This window comes from Acetobacter pasteurianus (genome assembly GCF_009914215.2).
In the GTDB taxonomy this organism is placed as follows: domain Bacteria; phylum Pseudomonadota; class Alphaproteobacteria; order Acetobacterales; family Acetobacteraceae; genus Acetobacter; species Acetobacter pasteurianus.
The window spans coordinates 2,170,063-2,184,744 of sequence record NZ_CP039846.2; the positions used below are offsets into that span (position 1 = coordinate 2,170,063).

A 14,682-nucleotide genomic window follows, 5' to 3' on the forward strand; every position below is an offset into this window, starting at 1 on the left:
TCAGAAAAATCCGGGTAACCCGGTTTTTTGTAGATTATACGGAACCGGAACCGTCGCGGCCTTGCGGGGCGCCGATTCCTTTGTTGGCGGCCTCTATAACACGGCCTTTAGACAAGATACAATTTGTTCTTTCGTGTTTAAAATGCACTTCTGAGTGCTTTTATTGTGCAACCTCCATAGAAATGGGGTGAAAAATGGCAGTTCTTGCAATAGCCCGCATGGGGCACCCGGTTTTAAGGCAGCCCGCGCAGGAGGTGCCAGACCCTACAGCCCCAGATATTCAGCGCCTGATAGCGGATATGCGCGAAACTCTGGAAGAAAGCGGTGGCGTGGGGTTGGCTGCGCCGCAGGTTTTTGTTTCCCAAAGGCTTTTTCTTTACAGCGTGCCGCTTGCCCGGAGTGAAGGGGAGGATGATCCATCTTTGCCCGTGCAGGCCTTGATCAACCCGGTTTTAAAGCCGGTTGATGATGAAAAGCTGCTACGGACGGAAGGCTGCCTTTCCCTGCCAGATCTGCGAGGGGAAGTGCCGCGCTATAAGCGGATATGGTATGCCGGGTTTGATCCGCATGGGCAGAAGGTTGAAGGCATGGCCACCGGGTTTCGGGCGCATGTCATGCAGCATGAAATGGATCATCTGGATGGAATCCTCTATCCCATGCGGATGACGGATATGAGCAAATTTGGGTTTGCAAAAGAACTTACACGGTATGGGGCGTAAGGCATGAGCACGGGTGCAGGTAAGATAAGTCAGGCTATTTCATTGGCGGTGGCCACTCTGGCCGCTGGCATTATGCCTGCGCCGTTGGAGCGTGATCCTGCGCGGGATGAAATCCTGCGCAAGATGGCCGCCGTGGCCGGGGAGCAGGGCTGGGGTAAAACTGTGCTGCTGCAAGTGGCAGGCCCAGATGCAGATCTGCTGTTTCCCGGTGGCAGTGCAGAGCTTGTGGAAGCATGGTTCGACCTGTGTGACAGGGATATGCTGGAAGCCATGTGGGATACGGAAGAAGAGTCTCGCTTAAGCCAGCGTGTGCGGCAGGCGCTGCTGTTTCGGCTTCCGGTGGATGAGGCTGTCCGTTCAGCTACGCGTAAAGGCCTCTCTGTTCTGCTGGCCCCGTGTGAGGGAAAAGCACTGCGCCGGAGCATGATGCGCACTATCAATGCCATCTGGCAGGCTGCGCAGGATGACTCCTCGGGGCTAACTTACGTGACCAAGCGCCTGAGCTTGGGCGGTGTGTATGCCTCTGTGCTGCTGTACTGGCTGGCACGAGGTGATAATGAAGCCACTTTGGCAGCCTTTGTTGATAGGCGCTTGGCAGATGTTCTGCGCTTTGGGCGCATTAAAGCCCGTATGGGCGGTCTTCCCTTTATGGCCCGCGCATAAAGAGGAGCCTGCACGCGTATGTCTCTACCTCATGAAACAGCAGGGGCAGATCTGCTCTTTCTGCGGGAAGAACAGTTGCGTCTGGCGCAAACCCTTATGTTTCTGGCATCGCGCGATATGGCGCAGGCTATTGAGCCAGTTCTGGAAGAAGACGGCCTAGGCCACGCACATTATCGGGTGTTGCAGGTGCTGGCATTTAGCCCCGGTATCCCGGTCAGCCGCCTGCAGGCAGTGTTGGGGGTGACAAAACAAAGCCTTGGCCGCACCATGCATGAACTGGAAGCAAGGAAGTATCTGGAAAGCCAGCCGGGGCGTCAGGACAGGCGCCAGCGTCTGCTTTTTTTAAGCCCGGAAGGCAAAGCGGCAGAAGCCAGATTGTTTGCGGTTGTGCGCCAGCGCCTTGTGGCTGCGTATCGAGAGGCAGGTGGCGCAGCCGTGGAAGGGTTTCGGCGCGTGATGCGTGGAATGTTATCCGAACAGAGTCGGTCTGTATTGAATGAAGATGCAGCAGGCAAAAAAGGAGGGCGGCATGGAGCATGAGCGCGAGAGTGTGGAAGAAGATGTCGCCCCGCATGTTATTGTGGTGGATGATGATCCGCGGTTACGGCGGTTATTGCAGCGCTACCTGTTTGAGCATGGTTTTCGGGTCAGCGTAGCAGCCAGTGCAGCAGAGGCACGGCAGACGCTAGAAGGCATTCAGCCGGATGCCATGGTGCTGGATGTAACCATGCCAGGTGAAAACGGCTTGGAACTGACACGTGCACTGCGTGATGAAGGGCAGGAACTCCCCATTCTGCTTCTTACGGCACGCGGAGAACCAGCAGACCGTATTACGGGGCTGGAAGCCGGGGCAGACGATTATCTCGGTAAACCTTTTGAGCCACGCGAACTGCTTTTGCGCTTAAAAGCCCATTTGCGGCGGCATCAACCCGCTCCGGCAACGGATAATCTGCGTATCGTGCGGTTGGGTGATAAGGAGTTTGATCCCGTTCGGCTTATTCTAAGTGGCCCTAATGGCACCATTCATCTTACGGGAGGTGAGGCCGCTCTACTTTCCGTATTGGCGCGCAGGCCCAACGATGTGTTCTCGCGCGAGGAAATTGCCAAGGCGCTGGATATGGCGGAAATCGGGGAACGCGCCGTAGATGTGCAGGTAACGCGCCTGAGGCGGCGTATTGAGCCTGACCCCAAGGAGCCACGATACCTGCATACCATCCGTGGGCGTGGTTATGTGCTTAAACCGGGGCTGTAAGACATAAATCATGCGGCGCAGCGGGCTAAAGCTTTTTCCATCCTCATTCTGGAAATCACGCAGGGTGGAAAAATCCATGCGGCGCGTGCTTCCGCGTTCGCTTCTGGCGCGGTCCTTGCTGATTGTGTTGATTCCCTTGCTGATCACGCAGGGCATCGCGCTGGAAGTTTTTTACGGCAATTTTCTACAAGTTGCCTCGCGCCGTCTTTCAGATTCGGTCACATCAGAAATTGTGCTCTCATTAAACGCCTTGGAGCGTTTAAAAAAACCGGCAGACAGGCAGTGGTTTGTAGAGCAGGCCCAGCAACATCTGCAGTTGGTGGAATCGTGGCATTCTAATGCACGACTTAGGCGTTTTGGCTCCACCCACGTGTTGGGGCCTATGGATGAAGATCTGGCTCGTGCGTTACGAGCCTCTATCAGCTACCCGTTTTTCGTAAACTGGCGAGAAGACCCCCACACAGTCAAAATTTCCATCCAGTTACCTGATGGTGTGCTGGATGTAGAGGCTCCGCGTAAAAGGCTGGATATGGGGCAGATCTGGCTGTTTGTGGCGTGGGCGGTTGGCAGTTCCTTGCTGCTGTTTGTGATTGCCAGCCTGTTCATGCGCAATCAGGTGCGGGCTATACGGCGGTTGGCTCACGCGGCAGAGCAGTTTGGGCTTGGGCGTGATATTGGCCCTATTCGTCCCGCAGGGGCGCAGGAAGTGCGCAAAGCGGCTGTGGCCTTTAACCGCATGCAAGACCGGATTTACCGCTTTGTTTCGCAACGTACGGGGGTTTTGGCTGGTGTATCGCATGATTTGCGCACGCCACTTACCCGCCTGCGGCTTTCTCTGGATATGATGCCCCGTACCGGCATGGTGCGTGCAGAGGATATTCAGCCCGATGTTGAGGACATGATTGGTGACGTGGCGGAAATGGAGCACATGATTGCCAGTTACTTGGCCTTTGCACGCGGGGAAGGGACCGAAAATGTTACGGACACCGAAATAGAGCCTTTTTTGGAAGATGTGGCTGCCGCAGCCCGGCGCGCTGGTGCGCATGTTTTCTCGGTGCGTGTGGCGCCGGGGTTGCGGGTTCATATGCGGCCAGATGCCATGCGGCGTGCATTAACCAATTTGGTGGATAATGCACGCCGCTATGCAAAGCATATCAATTTAAGCGCTCAGGGCCGATCAGATGGCGTTGTGGTGATGGTAGATGATGACGGGCCGGGTATCCCTCAGGAGCACCGTGGTAGCGTTCTACGGGCTTTTGAGAGCGGGCGTGGGGGTGGAACCGGGTTGGGGCTTACAATCTCACGCGATATCGTGCGTGCGCATGGCGGAGAGATGGAATTGCTGGATTCCCCAATGGGTGGTTTGCGCGTCAGGCTGTTCCTGCCGCGCTAGACCCACGGGTGATTACAGAGAGTTGCCTGAACCAAAGTGGCCTGGGCCCTGGTTGTTCATGCCCATGCCGCCAGCACCAGCCGAGCCAGCGCCCATCATGTTCTGCATGGGGTTGTAGCGGCCCACATTCCCCAGAATTTGCTGGAGGATGTTGATTTTTGTGCCCGGTGTGGGGGTGATGCTGTTGATCATGGCCACAGAGCGGGAATCTTTTTTGTTCAATGTACGCAGGCTTTGCAGGTTACCTGCATCATCAAACTTCAGCACCACAACCTGCTGCTTGCCGATTCCCGGAAAATCCATGGGAATCAGATATGTGCTCATGGAAATATAGATCCATGTATTGTCATCAAAGGCCCCTTTTGTGGTGGGGGAGCCTAGCAGATCCAGCGCATCGGCCCGTGTGCTGGCGCCGGGAATAAGCTGGTTGTAATCATCCGCTTCAATCAGGGAGCCACGAGGCGTTGGCGTGGGCCCAAACACGGCGCAGCCAGAAAGCGCTATCACTGCTGCCAGTGCGCCACAGGTGTTACGCAGGCGTGATATTTTATGCTGGCGTGGCTGCTTCATTCGGTTGGGGCTTCCCTAAGCATAACATTTAAGGCATCCGCACATCGCGGCCATGTAACAGTCGGATGCCTCAAACTGATACGAAGCGTCAATTACAGAATGGTTTTTTCCATCCGTTTTTGCACTTTACCCCCTTTAGCTTTCCTTCAAAAAGCCCCAATTAGAAAAAGCGTTGCAGGTGGGCTTGTGCCCGTAAGTGTATGCGCCCCTGTAAACGATCTTCCTCTGCCAGCTCAGGAGGCTGCCATGTCTGAAAAACCAGAATTTTCCCGCCCAATGGCATTGCGCCGAATCGGAGGGCAGGAAACTTCAGTGACGGTGGAAGCAACAGAACAGGAATGCGCAGCGATTGCCCGCCGCCTTGGTTTGCCAAAAATTACACTTTTTCGCTGCCGGTATCTGCTTAAGGCAGACAGGCACAGTGTAGTGGAGGCAGAAGGTGCGCTGGCTGTCCATTATACGCAGACCTGCGTTGTCAGCCTTGAAAACTTTGAGGATGTTCTGGCAGGAGCATTCAATGTTCGGTTTGTGCCTTCTGAACGGTTTGTAGAACCGGATGAGCCTGATCTGGATGCAATTGATGAAATTCCGTATGAAGGTCAGGACATAGATCTGGGTGAAGCCGCGGTAGAGCAGTTTGCTCTTGATCTGGACCCATACCCACATGCGCCGGAAATTGATCTGCCAGAAGGCCTTGTCCTGAGCGAGGAAGAGGCAGAGAAGCTTCTGGAAGAAGGGGAGCAGGATGAAAAGCAGAACCCCTTTGCGGCCCTGTCTCGGCTAAAACCGGGCAAGGCCTGATCTAGGCGCGGTACGGGTTTTCTTTCTGGATTGCTTGCGAAAATGCTTGCCGTCTGCTAGAGGCCCCGGCTCAGTCTGGTGATAAACCTGTGTTGTTGTCTGGTGGGGTGAAAAAACACGCTGCCAGGCGTTTTTAAACCGTTTTTCAAGAGGGGGCTCGGGCTCATGGCTGTACCCAAGAAGAAAACCTCGCCTTCACGTCGTGGCATGCGTCGCAGCCATGAAGCTCTGAACGTGGAAGCTTTTGCTGAATGCTCTAACTGTGGCGAACTGAAGCGCCCGCACCATGTGTGCAGCCATTGTGGCCATTACGATGGTCGTGAAGTGGTTGCTTCCGGTAAGGCACTTAAGGTTGCTGTCCGCGCTTAATAGCGTGGGTTTGCGGTAAAACGCGCATTACAGCGTGATGCGCGTTCTGTGGGAGCAAGGCATCTGCGGTATGGCAGAGAAGCAGGCATGAACAAGACCGAGATTCCAGATAATTCCCTTTCTGAACAGGACGAGGTGTTCAGCCTTGCCGTGGATGGAATGGGAGGTGATGGGGCTCCGGAAGTTGTTGTCGCCGGGCTCGCCGCCGCCGCTGAACGGCACCGAGGCATCAAGGTGCTGCTGCTGGGGGATGAATCCCAGTTGCGGCCTTTGCTGGCAAAGTACCCCAAGGCTGCATCCATATGCACTATCTCGCATACGGATCAGTCTATCCCAATGGATATGAAGCCAACATCTGCTTTGCGGATGCGGCGATCGTCCATGCGCCTTGCCATGGATGCCGTGGCAAGTGGCCGCGCCCGTGGTGTGGTTTCTGCTGGTAACAGCGGTGCCATGCTGGCTTTGGCCAAAATTGTTGTCAAAACCCTTCCGGGTATTTCCCGTCCCGCCATGGCGGCCATCAGCCCTACCATCAAGGGTGATGTGGTCATGCTGGATCTGGGTGCGAATGTGGCGTGTGACTGGCGCAACCTTGTAGAGTTTGCCGTAATGGGTGAAGCTTTTGCCAAGGCTGTGTTAGGGCTGCCTGCGCCCTCTATCGGGTTGCTCAATATCGGTTCGGAAGAGCTGAAGGGTGATGAAAAGCTGCGTGTAGCAGCAGAAGCCCTGCGAGAAAGCCCATTGGCTTCGCAGTTCCACGGGTTTGTGGAAGGGCATGATATTACCGCAGGCACAACCGATGTGGTTGTGACTGATGGCTTTACCGGAAATGTCGCGCTTAAAACCGGGGAAGGGGTGCTTAAAATGGCAACCACTCTCCTGCGGCGCGTATTTAAGCGTGGTATTGTTTCCAAAATTGGATATCTGCTTGTGCGTCCGGGTTTGGAACGCATGAAGGAATGGCTTGATCCACGCCGTTACAATGGGGCCGTTTTTGTGGGCCTGAACGGTGTGGTTGTTAAGTCTCACGGCGGCACGGATGCAGAAGGATTTGCCGCAGCGGTTGATGTGGCAATGGATATGGTGACGCACGGATTTAATGACAGTATTCGTGACCGTCTCTCCCATATGAGTGCACTTCTCTCTCCCCAGCAAAATGCGGAGGAGCGCGAGCCAGCGGTTCCCGTTTCCTGATTGGTGCAAGACTGTCTGATCAGTAGCGGCATGTTGGGTCGCTACCGCATGCTGTTGGCTGATAATGAAAGAACGGTTTATGGCGAAACGTTCGCTTCTGGTAGGGTTTGGCGGTTTCCTGCCAGATCGGGTTGTCAGCAATGCAGAGCTGGCAGAACGTCTTGAAACATCAGACGAATGGATCAAAACCCGCACAGGTATCACCCGCCGCCATCTTGTTGGGCCGAATGATACGGCAGCCAGCATGGGGGCAGAGGCTGCACGGCGTGCTCTGGATTATGCTGGGCTGACGGCTGACGATATTGATGCGGTTTTTGTGGCAACAGCCACGCCAGATCAGGCTTTTCCCGCAACGGCTGTGCGTGTTCAAGCTGCATTGGGCATGAAGCAAGGCTTTGGCTTTGATATTACAGCTGCGTGCTCAGGCTTTATTTTTGCGCTTTCCACAGCAGATGCGTTTATCCGTTCCGGCCAGATTCGGAATGCGCTGGTTATCGGTTCTGAAGTGTATTCCCGCATCATGGATTGGGAAGACCGCACAACCTGCGTGCTGTTTGGGGATGGTGCCGGTGCCGTTGTGCTCTCTGCTTCGGATGAGCCGGGTGATCGCGGCATTCTTTCCACGCATTTACATTCCGATGGCACAGCAGGAGACCTGTTGTATGTGGATGGTGCCGTGGGGCAGCCGGATAAAAGCGGACATCTGAAAATGAGCGGGCGCGATGTATTCCGCCATGCCGTTGGCAAGCTTTCATCCTCTGTAGATGAGGCATTGGAAGCCGAAGGTCTTTCTTACGCAGATGTAGATTGGCTGGTGCCGCATCAGGCCAATATCCGCATTATTGAAGGCGTTGCTAAAAAGCTGAACCTGCCTGCTGAACGGGTGGTGGTCACGGTTGATCGGCATGCCAATACATCGGCCGCATCTGTGCCGTTGGCATTGGATGAAGCCGTGCGTGATGGGCGTATCCAGAAAGGTGACCTGGTTTTGATGGAAGCCTTGGGTGGTGGCCTGACATGGGGTTCCGCTCTGGTAAGGCTATAATTTCAGAACATATTGTAAGCACAACTGCGTGAATGAATTGACGCGGCGTGTAAGCGTGTTACTTTATTTTTATGGAAACTGTCACACGTGCATCCTTGATAGAGCAGATCTATCAGCAGGTTGGCCTGTCTCGTAAAGAATCCTCCGTTCTTCTGGAAGATGTTCTGGAGACGGTGATGGACGCTCTTGAACGCGGCGAAAGTGTTAAAATCAGCGGATTTGGCACTTTTTCTGTGAGGAAAAAAGGCCAACGGAGCGGCCGTAATCCGAAAACGGGTGAGGAAGTTCCGATTTTGCCGCGTTCGGTCTTGGTCTTTCGTCCGAGTCAGCTTCTGCGCGCTGAAGTAAACCACGAAACGCTAGATGCAGAAGCGGAGCATGATCATGACTGATGAGGCGCAGACTTTTTCCGAAACAGGGGGAGAATCCTCTTCTCCCACAGCGGAAAATGTAAGCACGAATTCAGCGCCTTCAGAAAAAGGGCCTTTTGCGTTTCGCACAATTAGCGAAGTGGCAGATGAGCTTCATGTGCCGCAGCATACGCTTCGGTTGTGGGAAACACAGTTTCATCAGGTTCGGCCATTAAAGCGTGGTGGTGGCCGCCGGTATTATCGGCCTGCCGATATAGAGCTTTTACGGCATATTGCAGATTTGCTTTATACTCAGGGCTATACCATCAAAGGTGTGCAGCGGATTCTACAAAACGGTGGAGTGCCTGCTGCCGAAACACCTGCGCCTGAAGCAATCCAACAAGATGAGGCTGAAAAGCAGCCAGAAACTGCCGTAGAAGCAGTTGAGTCATCTGAAGTTGCAGCAGAAGATTCTGAAATTGTAGAAGATTCTTCTCAAAAAGTAGTTGCTGTGGATGATAATGCATCCACAATCCAGCCAGAGCCAGAGCCAGAGCCAGAGCCAGAGCCAGAGCCAGAGCCAGAGCCAGAGCCAGAGCCAGAGCCAGAGCCAGAGCCAGAGCCAGAGCCAGAGCCAGAGCCAGAGCCAGAGCCAGAGCCAGAGCCAGAGCCAGAGCCAGAGCCAGAGCCAGAGCCAGAGCCAGAGCCAGAGCCAGAGCCAGAGCCAGAGCCAGAGCCAGAGCCAGAGCCAATAGTGGTTGCTGAAGATGTTCAGGATGCCACAGATTTGTCGCCAGAAATGGAAGATGCAGTGGTTACATTTGCATCTGTTGAGCCGCATCCGCATATGACGGAACTGGTAGAACAGAACCGTCAGTTGCGTCAGGATCTGGCAGATGTGCTGGTGGAGCTGGAAGAGTTCCGTAAAAAGCTGGTTTCTTAAAAAATTGTGTCTGGGGTGGGTTGTGTTGCAGAAAGCCTCCTGCTAAACACCACTCCACACTTAACGGGCAGTAGCGCAGTCTGGTAGCGCATCAGTCTGGGGGACTGGGGGTCGTGGGTTCGAATCCCGCCTGCCCGATATTTTCTCTGAAAAATCAGTGTTGCAGAACAACCCAAAAGCCTAACTGGCTTTTGGGTTGTTTCCGTATGCCCACCGGCACCACAGAAGATTCAGCGCAGCCATAGCAGCCGGGCCAATAAACAGGCCAATCAGGCCCCATGTTTCTGCACCGCCCAGAATACCCAAAAGTACCCAAAGGAAAGGCAGCTTGGTGCTGCCGCCAATAAGGGCAGGGCGGATAAAATGGTCAGCCGTAAAGATAATCACAGCGCCAATACAAAAGGTTGTAATGGCAGCAACGGAGCTACCCTGCACCAGAATAAGCAGGGACACCAAACCAACAGCTATCATGGCGCAAAAAGGGATCATGGCTGCTACAGCTGTAATCACGCCGAATAGGGCGGGGTGTGGTGCATGGGCAAATACATAAACAACGCCTAGCAGCAGGCCTTCCCCAATACCTACCAGCACCAGCCCTTGAACAGAGCCGTGAATGGACGCAACAATCTGGCGGCCAACGCTTTCTCCACGTTTACCAAAAGCGCGGCATGACACTACGCGGCACTGGCGGATAACGGAAAGCCCATCCTTATAAAGAAAAAACAGGGTAAGGATGGAAAAGCAGAACAATGTGGCGCGATGCGCAACCTGCGAACCCACGGCACGTGTAACTGCCACGCCTTTGCTATCCAGATTGCCCAACATGCCAGAAAGATCACGTGGGTCTGAAAGATGGGCCTCCCACCATTTGCTTATGGCGGCGCTGCCAAAAGGCAGGCGGTGAATGGCATCGGGCACAGGCACCCCATATTCACGCGCGTGAGATACCCATTCCAGTGCGCTCTGGGCCTCTCCTACAGCTTCCAACGTTACAAGTGTAAGCGGTATAACAAATAGCAATGCCATGGCCGCTGTAAACAACAGGGGCAAAAGTGTGCCAGATGCCGCATGGGGCCATTTATTGCAGGCGCGCGTATAAAGCGGCCATGTGGCAATGGCAAAAACGCTTCCCCACGCCAATGCAGGCAGAAAGCCCTGAATTGTGTAAACGGCTACCCCTACAATAAACAGCGCCAGAACTGTACGCGCCATTTCCTGCCCCCGGCGAGAACGCTGGCTTGGTTTGATAAGAGAGCACCGTGGTGAATCCGGAAGAAATTGTGATGGCAATGAATCAGGCATATTCCGGTGTGTTCTCCTACGGGTTCCGCAATAACATTTTATCTTCAGCATACCTTATATGCTGGGGGCGAGCATAAGCTTAGTTATCAAACCATATCGCGCTATGGCGGCCGTGCCTATGCCATAACCAGATATGCCGCATAAGGATCATATTCCCGTATCTTTTTCTGACACTTTCGTTAGTGTCGCGCAGTTTCCTGCGGCGTAGTAAGAACTGATCCTGTCATGCTCAAAAATTTCCTTACCGTTGGCGGCTGGACAATGCTCAGCCGTGTTCTTGGTCTTGTTCGCGATCAGCTTCTGGCTGCCTTTATGGGGGCGGGGGCATTGCAGGACGCCTATCAGGTTGCTTTTCGTCTGCCCAACATGTTCCGGCGTCTGTTTGGTGAGGGCGCATTTAACGCAGCATTTGTGCCGTTATTTTCTTCTGTGCTGACGCGGGAAGGTAAAGAAGAAGCGCAGCTTTTCGCGCGCAGAGCATTAGGTGTCATGCTGGTCTGGCTGTTGTTTTTATGCGTGCTGGGCGAAATTTTTATGCCGCAGGTTCTTAAGGTTATCGCCCCCGGTTTTTTGCAAAGTGGAGAGAGATACGGTCTGGCAGTCAGCCTGAGCCGTATTACTTTTCCTTATCTGGTGTTGATTTGTGCAGCAGCTTTATTGGCTGGCGTTCTTAACGGCTTGCACAAATTTGGCGTGGCTTCGGCGGCATACTTGGCTTTCAATGTGGTGGGTATTGCAGCCATTCTGCTGGCTTCGCCCTTTTTGCCGAATGTTGCCTATGCTGCAGCGTGGGGGGTGACGGCATCTGGTGTTGCGCAACTGGGGTTGTTGTTCTGGGCATGTGAGCATGCGCATTTTGGCCTTACGCCTTTGTGGCCAGCTCTTACGCCACGCATTCGCCTGTTATTGCGCCGCATGGTGCCGGGGTTGATCGGCAGTGGTGTTGGGCAGATTAACCTCACTATTGATACCATTATTGGTACGCTGCTGCCCGCAGGCAGTGTTTCGCTCATGTATTTTGCAGATCGGATTAACCAGTTGCCTTTAGGGGTTCTGGGGGCCGCTGCCGGTACCACGCTGTTGCCTGTTCTGACGCGCCATTTAGCTGCGGGAGAAACAGACGCAGCCCATGCAGCACAAAATCGGTCCATTGAATATGTGTTGCTGCTGACACTTCCGGCCGTAGCTGGTTTGTTGGTATTGGCCGGGCCGATCATGATTGTTCTGTTCGGTCACGGGTCTTTCACCGAGCATGATGCGCTGCTTTCGGCACAATCCTTGCGGGCTTATGCTATTGGCTTGCCCGCTTTTGTGATGGTGAAGGTGCTCTCTCCGGCATTTTTTGCACGGGGTGATACGCGCACGCCGGTTTATATTGGTATTGGCGTTCTACTCCTTAATTTTGCGCTCAATCTGCTGTTTATGAAGCCGCTGGTTCATATGGGGCCGCCTTTGGCGAGCAGTCTGGCTGCATTTATCAATGTGGCTGTGTTGGCGTTTTTGCTGCGGCAAAAAAATGCCTTGCTTCTTGCACCAGAAACATTGGGCGGTATTGGCCGGGTGGGGCTGGGTGCTGCTGTTATGGCCGTGCTTCTTGTTGGGGTGGAAACCTTGTTGCCGCTGCCAGCGCATTTTCTCATGCGGTTGATATGGCTGACAGTTATGGTCGGGGTTGGTGGCGTATTTTATGCCGGTATGTTGCATATGCTGGGGGTTATGGACTTGGCAGATGTACTGGCAGGCCTACGCAGGCGTTTAAACCGTAAACGCGCCTGACCAATATAAAGAATAAGGGGAGCCGGGAATGGTTGAGATTGTTCTGGCGCATCAGGTAGATCTGGCAACATGGCGGGCTGCTACGCGCCATTATGTGCAAAAGCAGGTGCTCCCTGAAAGTATAAGCTGGCGTGTTGCGGGCAAAGGGGAAACACCTTGGAAGCTGCAAGCGCCAGATTCTGCAGATAATGATGAACCTCTTAACCTTCCGCGCAAGTTGGTGACAGTAGTGCTGGAAGCACTGCAGGCGCATCAACCTGAGCGTTTCGCACTTTTATATCGCGTTGTTTATCGTTTTACGCACGGTTTGCTGGATATGGAGGATATGCGGGAAGACCCGGATATCCAGCAGCTTCGAGAGCTTGTGCAAAACGTTAAACAAGAGACAGAGCAGTTTCGTCTGGCTTTTTCGACATTTAGTAATCAACGCCAAAGTAAAAGCCTGCATTACACGCCGCAGAATTATATTGTGGAAGCAAACGGACGCTTCTGCATAGAGCGCGACGCCCAACCGTGGGAGGTTATTACGCCTTACCGGCGTATGTGGTGGGATGGAAACCAACTCCATTTCGCTATGGGTGAGGCAGAGGCCGCGCATGTATCTGCTGATATGTGGCAGAAAGACGGGCAGGGTATCTGGCAGGGGTACCCCAATATTGTGCTGGTACCGACGTTAGAAGATGTTGCGCAGGCATCTTCTCTCGCCTCTTTGTCTGCAGAGGCTATGGATTGTCGAGCCTGCTCCTTATGGCAACCCGCCAACCGCACGGTTTTTGGGGAAGGGGTGGAAAATACGCCCCTTATGTTTGTTGGAGAACAGCCGGGAGATCAGGAAGATCTGGCAGGCCGTCCATTTGTGGGGCCTGCGGGGCAAGTGTTTGATAGAGCACTGGAAGAGGCTGGCATTTCACGTAATCACGTTTACGTGACAAACGCTGTAAAGCACTTTCGCTTCACATGGAGAAACAACAGGCGCCTGCATCAGAAGCCCGATCAGGAGTCTATTGAGGCCTGCCGAATCTGGTTGGATGCAGAGCGTAAGCTCGTACACCCCAAACTGATTGTTATGCTGGGCGTTACGGCAGCGCAAAGTCTTCTCAAGCGGCCCGTTACCATCTCGCGCGAACGCTCTCGTATTTTTCAGTTAGATGAGCAGTGCTCCGGATTGGTAACTGTGCACCCATCCTACTTGCTGCGTCTCCCGAATGAAGAGGCGAAGGCGCGTGAATACACTCGCTTTGTAGAAGACTTACGCTTGGCGCAGAGCTTTATAACGCAATAATCAGACTGATGACCTTGAACGCTTGCTGCCTGCAACAGGCTTGTTCAGGCGCTGATGGAGCTCTTTACCTGTTTTAAAGAAGGGAACGAGCTTTTTGCCAACCTTTACCTGCACCCCTGTTTTGGGGTTGCGGCCAATGCGTGGGTCACGCTCTTTTACAGAAAATGCACCAAACCCACGTAATTCTACGCGGCTACCTTCGGCAAGGCTGCTGGTAATGGTGCCAAATACAATATTTACAAGTCTTGTTGCTTCTTTCAGCTGAAGATGCGGGTTTTTCTGCATCAGGGCTGTAATCAGCTCGGATCTGGTCATCTTAAGTTCTCCCACCCGGCTGTAGTGTGTACAATAATTATACTCAGAACATTCCGTAATGATGAAGAAGACGTCAAGATAGAAAAGTCTGACGGTATGAACCAGAGAAATACCGCCAGACTTTTTTAGCAATCAGTTTCTGCAAATTTTATGCTGCAGGGGACTTCTTGCTGCGGCGGCCACGGCCACCCTGTTCTTCTTCATCCCCAGCGGCATGAATTTTACGGCCAAGGCCGATTTCACGCGCAAGGGTGGAACGACGTTCTGCATAGTTAGGAGCAACCATCGGGTAGTCTGCTGGCAGGCCCCAACGTTCACGGTACTGTTCAGGCGTCATGCCATAAGCGCTCTGCAGGTGGCGCTTGAGCATCTTCAGCTTTTTCCCGTCTTCCAGACAGATGATGTAATCAGGAAATACTGAACGCTTTACCGGCACTGCTGGTTGCAGTTTTTCCGGCTCATTCTGCGGATGTTCAGCAGTTTTCAGCGCCTGATAAATATCACGGATCATGCCCGGGATAAGTGCAGGGTCTGTCTGGTTGTTGGAGACGTGTGCGGAAACGATCTCTGATACCAGATCAAGAAGGGGAGAGTAGTCCTGGTTCTCACTCATGATAAATCCAATAGGAATTTGGTGTGAATATCTGCACTCCATACTCCCTTAACTGTAGTTTGTGAATGGTGAACTCACAATTTCGGCGCATAATT

The 14,682-nt window shown here is 53.5% G+C and carries 17 protein-coding genes and 1 tRNA gene; 14 read left to right on the forward strand and 4 right to left on the reverse strand.

What is annotated here, in order from left to right; all coding sequences use genetic code 11:
* The first annotated feature begins 194 nt into the window (after window positions 1-194).
* The 5 genes from def to FCN51_RS23645 are packed head-to-tail and all read left to right on the forward strand — an operon-like array spanning window position 195 to window position 4,027.
* Complete coding sequence (def, locus tag FCN51_RS23625; RefSeq protein WP_014456993.1) at window positions 195-719, forward strand: peptide deformylase; 525 nt, start codon at window positions 195-197, stop codon at window positions 717-719.
* Between the two features lie 3 nt (window positions 720-722).
* Window positions 723-1,382, forward strand: coding sequence for a ubiquinone biosynthesis protein COQ9 (locus FCN51_RS23630; RefSeq protein ID WP_014456992.1), 660 nt, complete (start codon window positions 723-725; stop codon window positions 1,380-1,382).
* A gap of 18 nt (window positions 1,383-1,400) precedes the next feature.
* Window positions 1,401-1,922 (forward strand): MarR family winged helix-turn-helix transcriptional regulator, encoded by a 522-nt coding sequence (locus FCN51_RS23635; protein WP_014456991.1) that lies wholly within the window; start codon window positions 1,401-1,403, stop codon window positions 1,920-1,922.
* Complete coding sequence (locus tag FCN51_RS23640; RefSeq protein WP_003623943.1) at window positions 1,912-2,634, forward strand: response regulator; 723 nt, start codon at window positions 1,912-1,914, stop codon at window positions 2,632-2,634. The genes FCN51_RS23635 and FCN51_RS23640 overlap by 11 nt, the downstream gene beginning before the upstream one ends.
* A gap of 10 nt (window positions 2,635-2,644) precedes the next feature.
* Window positions 2,645-4,027, forward strand: a complete 1,383-nt coding sequence (locus FCN51_RS23645) for an ATP-binding protein (RefSeq protein WP_003623941.1) — start codon at window positions 2,645-2,647, stop codon at window positions 4,025-4,027.
* A gap of 12 nt (window positions 4,028-4,039) precedes the next feature.
* Here FCN51_RS23645 and FCN51_RS23650 read toward each other — a convergent pair whose 3' ends face one another.
* Entirely contained in the window at window positions 4,040-4,597 is a 558-nt protein-coding gene (locus FCN51_RS23650) for an outer membrane protein assembly factor BamE (RefSeq protein WP_003623939.1), read from the reverse strand.
* A 246-nt stretch (window positions 4,598-4,843) separates the two neighbouring features.
* Here FCN51_RS23650 and FCN51_RS23655 point away from each other — a divergent pair, with 246 nt between their 5' ends.
* From FCN51_RS23655 to FCN51_RS23685, 7 genes are all read left to right on the forward strand, one after another.
* A complete protein-coding gene (locus FCN51_RS23655; RefSeq protein ID WP_014456988.1) occupies window positions 4,844-5,398 on the forward strand; it encodes a DUF177 domain-containing protein in 555 nt (184 codons plus the stop codon).
* A 165-nt stretch (window positions 5,399-5,563) separates the two neighbouring features.
* Window positions 5,564-5,767 carry a 50S ribosomal protein L32 gene (gene rpmF / locus FCN51_RS23660; RefSeq protein ID WP_006116507.1) on the forward strand — a complete coding sequence of 68 codons (204 nt, stop codon included), beginning with the start codon at window positions 5,564-5,566 and terminating at the stop codon, window positions 5,765-5,767.
* Window positions 5,768-5,854: 87 nt separating this feature from the next.
* Window positions 5,855-6,961 (forward strand): phosphate acyltransferase PlsX, encoded by a 1,107-nt coding sequence (gene plsX, locus FCN51_RS23665; protein ID WP_003623933.1) that lies wholly within the window; start codon window positions 5,855-5,857, stop codon window positions 6,959-6,961.
* Between the two features lie 64 nt (window positions 6,962-7,025).
* Window positions 7,026-8,006 (forward strand): beta-ketoacyl-ACP synthase III, encoded by a 981-nt coding sequence (locus tag FCN51_RS23670; RefSeq protein WP_003623931.1) that lies wholly within the window; start codon window positions 7,026-7,028, stop codon window positions 8,004-8,006.
* 71 nt (window positions 8,007-8,077) lie between these two features.
* Window positions 8,078-8,398, forward strand: a complete 321-nt coding sequence (locus FCN51_RS23675; RefSeq protein WP_003623929.1) for an integration host factor subunit alpha — start codon at window positions 8,078-8,080, stop codon at window positions 8,396-8,398.
* Window positions 8,391-9,299, forward strand: a complete 909-nt coding sequence (locus tag FCN51_RS23680; protein ID WP_160257022.1) for a MerR family transcriptional regulator — start codon at window positions 8,391-8,393, stop codon at window positions 9,297-9,299. The genes FCN51_RS23675 and FCN51_RS23680 overlap by 8 nt, the downstream gene beginning before the upstream one ends.
* Window positions 9,300-9,363: 64 nt before the next feature.
* Window positions 9,364-9,437 (forward strand) — tRNA-Pro (locus tag FCN51_RS23685).
* Between the two features lie 42 nt (window positions 9,438-9,479).
* On the opposite strand, the gene FCN51_RS23690 is transcribed toward FCN51_RS23685, so the two are convergent.
* Complete coding sequence (locus FCN51_RS23690) at window positions 9,480-10,652, reverse strand: AI-2E family transporter (protein WP_160257023.1); 1,173 nt, start codon at window positions 10,650-10,652, stop codon at window positions 9,480-9,482.
* Between the two features lie 174 nt (window positions 10,653-10,826).
* On the opposite strand from FCN51_RS23690, the gene murJ reads away from it, so the two are divergent.
* Together murJ and FCN51_RS23700 are read left to right on the forward strand one after the other, a co-directional pair.
* Window positions 10,827-12,377 (forward strand): murein biosynthesis integral membrane protein MurJ, encoded by a 1,551-nt coding sequence (gene murJ, locus FCN51_RS23695; protein ID WP_160257024.1) that lies wholly within the window; start codon window positions 10,827-10,829, stop codon window positions 12,375-12,377.
* A gap of 28 nt (window positions 12,378-12,405) precedes the next feature.
* The gene (locus tag FCN51_RS23700) at window positions 12,406-13,659 is read left to right on the forward strand and encodes a UdgX family uracil-DNA binding protein (protein WP_160257025.1); all 1,254 of its coding nucleotides are present in this window, start codon (window positions 12,406-12,408) and stop codon (window positions 13,657-13,659) included.
* Here the strand turns inward: FCN51_RS23700 and FCN51_RS23705 are convergent, their stop codons facing one another.
* Window positions 13,660-13,974 (reverse strand): integration host factor subunit beta, encoded by a 315-nt coding sequence (locus tag FCN51_RS23705; protein WP_003624040.1) that lies wholly within the window; start codon window positions 13,972-13,974, stop codon window positions 13,660-13,662.
* 148 nt (window positions 13,975-14,122) lie between these two features.
* Window positions 14,123-14,629, reverse strand: coding sequence for a MucR family transcriptional regulator (locus tag FCN51_RS23710; protein WP_014456983.1), 507 nt, complete (start codon window positions 14,627-14,629; stop codon window positions 14,123-14,125).
* Window positions 14,630-14,682: the final 53 nt, after the last annotated feature.

Excerpts from the sequence above, each read along its gene's own strand:
- def (WP_014456993.1), top strand. The coding sequence starts at position 195 with ATGGCAGTTCTTGCAATAGCCCGCATGGGGCACCCGGTTTTAAGGCAG.
- FCN51_RS23630 (WP_014456992.1), top strand. The coding sequence starts at position 723 with ATGAGCACGGGTGCAGGTAAGATAAGTCAGGCTATTTCATTGGCGGTG.
- FCN51_RS23635 (WP_014456991.1), top strand. The coding sequence starts at position 1,401 with ATGTCTCTACCTCATGAAACAGCAGGGGCAGATCTGCTCTTTCTGCGG.
- FCN51_RS23640 (WP_003623943.1), top strand. The coding sequence starts at position 1,912 with ATGGAGCATGAGCGCGAGAGTGTGGAAGAAGATGTCGCCCCGCATGTT.
- FCN51_RS23645 (WP_003623941.1), top strand. The coding sequence starts at position 2,645 with ATGCGGCGCAGCGGGCTAAAGCTTTTTCCATCCTCATTCTGGAAATCA.
- FCN51_RS23650 (WP_003623939.1), bottom strand. The coding sequence starts at position 4,597 with ATGAAGCAGCCACGCCAGCATAAAATATCACGCCTGCGTAACACCTGT.
- FCN51_RS23655 (WP_014456988.1), top strand. The coding sequence starts at position 4,844 with ATGTCTGAAAAACCAGAATTTTCCCGCCCAATGGCATTGCGCCGAATC.
- rpmF (WP_006116507.1), top strand. The coding sequence starts at position 5,564 with ATGGCTGTACCCAAGAAGAAAACCTCGCCTTCACGTCGTGGCATGCGT.
- plsX (WP_003623933.1), top strand. The coding sequence starts at position 5,855 with ATGAACAAGACCGAGATTCCAGATAATTCCCTTTCTGAACAGGACGAG.
- FCN51_RS23670 (WP_003623931.1), top strand. The coding sequence starts at position 7,026 with ATGAAAGAACGGTTTATGGCGAAACGTTCGCTTCTGGTAGGGTTTGGC.
- FCN51_RS23675 (WP_003623929.1), top strand. The coding sequence starts at position 8,078 with ATGGAAACTGTCACACGTGCATCCTTGATAGAGCAGATCTATCAGCAG.
- FCN51_RS23680 (WP_160257022.1), top strand. The coding sequence starts at position 8,391 with ATGACTGATGAGGCGCAGACTTTTTCCGAAACAGGGGGAGAATCCTCT.
- FCN51_RS23690 (WP_160257023.1), bottom strand. The coding sequence starts at position 10,652 with ATGCTGAAGATAAAATGTTATTGCGGAACCCGTAGGAGAACACACCGG.
- murJ (WP_160257024.1), top strand. The coding sequence starts at position 10,827 with ATGCTCAAAAATTTCCTTACCGTTGGCGGCTGGACAATGCTCAGCCGT.
- FCN51_RS23700 (WP_160257025.1), top strand. The coding sequence starts at position 12,406 with ATGGTTGAGATTGTTCTGGCGCATCAGGTAGATCTGGCAACATGGCGG.
- FCN51_RS23705 (WP_003624040.1), bottom strand. The coding sequence starts at position 13,974 with ATGACCAGATCCGAGCTGATTACAGCCCTGATGCAGAAAAACCCGCAT.
- FCN51_RS23710 (WP_014456983.1), bottom strand. The coding sequence starts at position 14,629 with ATGGAGTGCAGATATTCACACCAAATTCCTATTGGATTTATCATGAGT.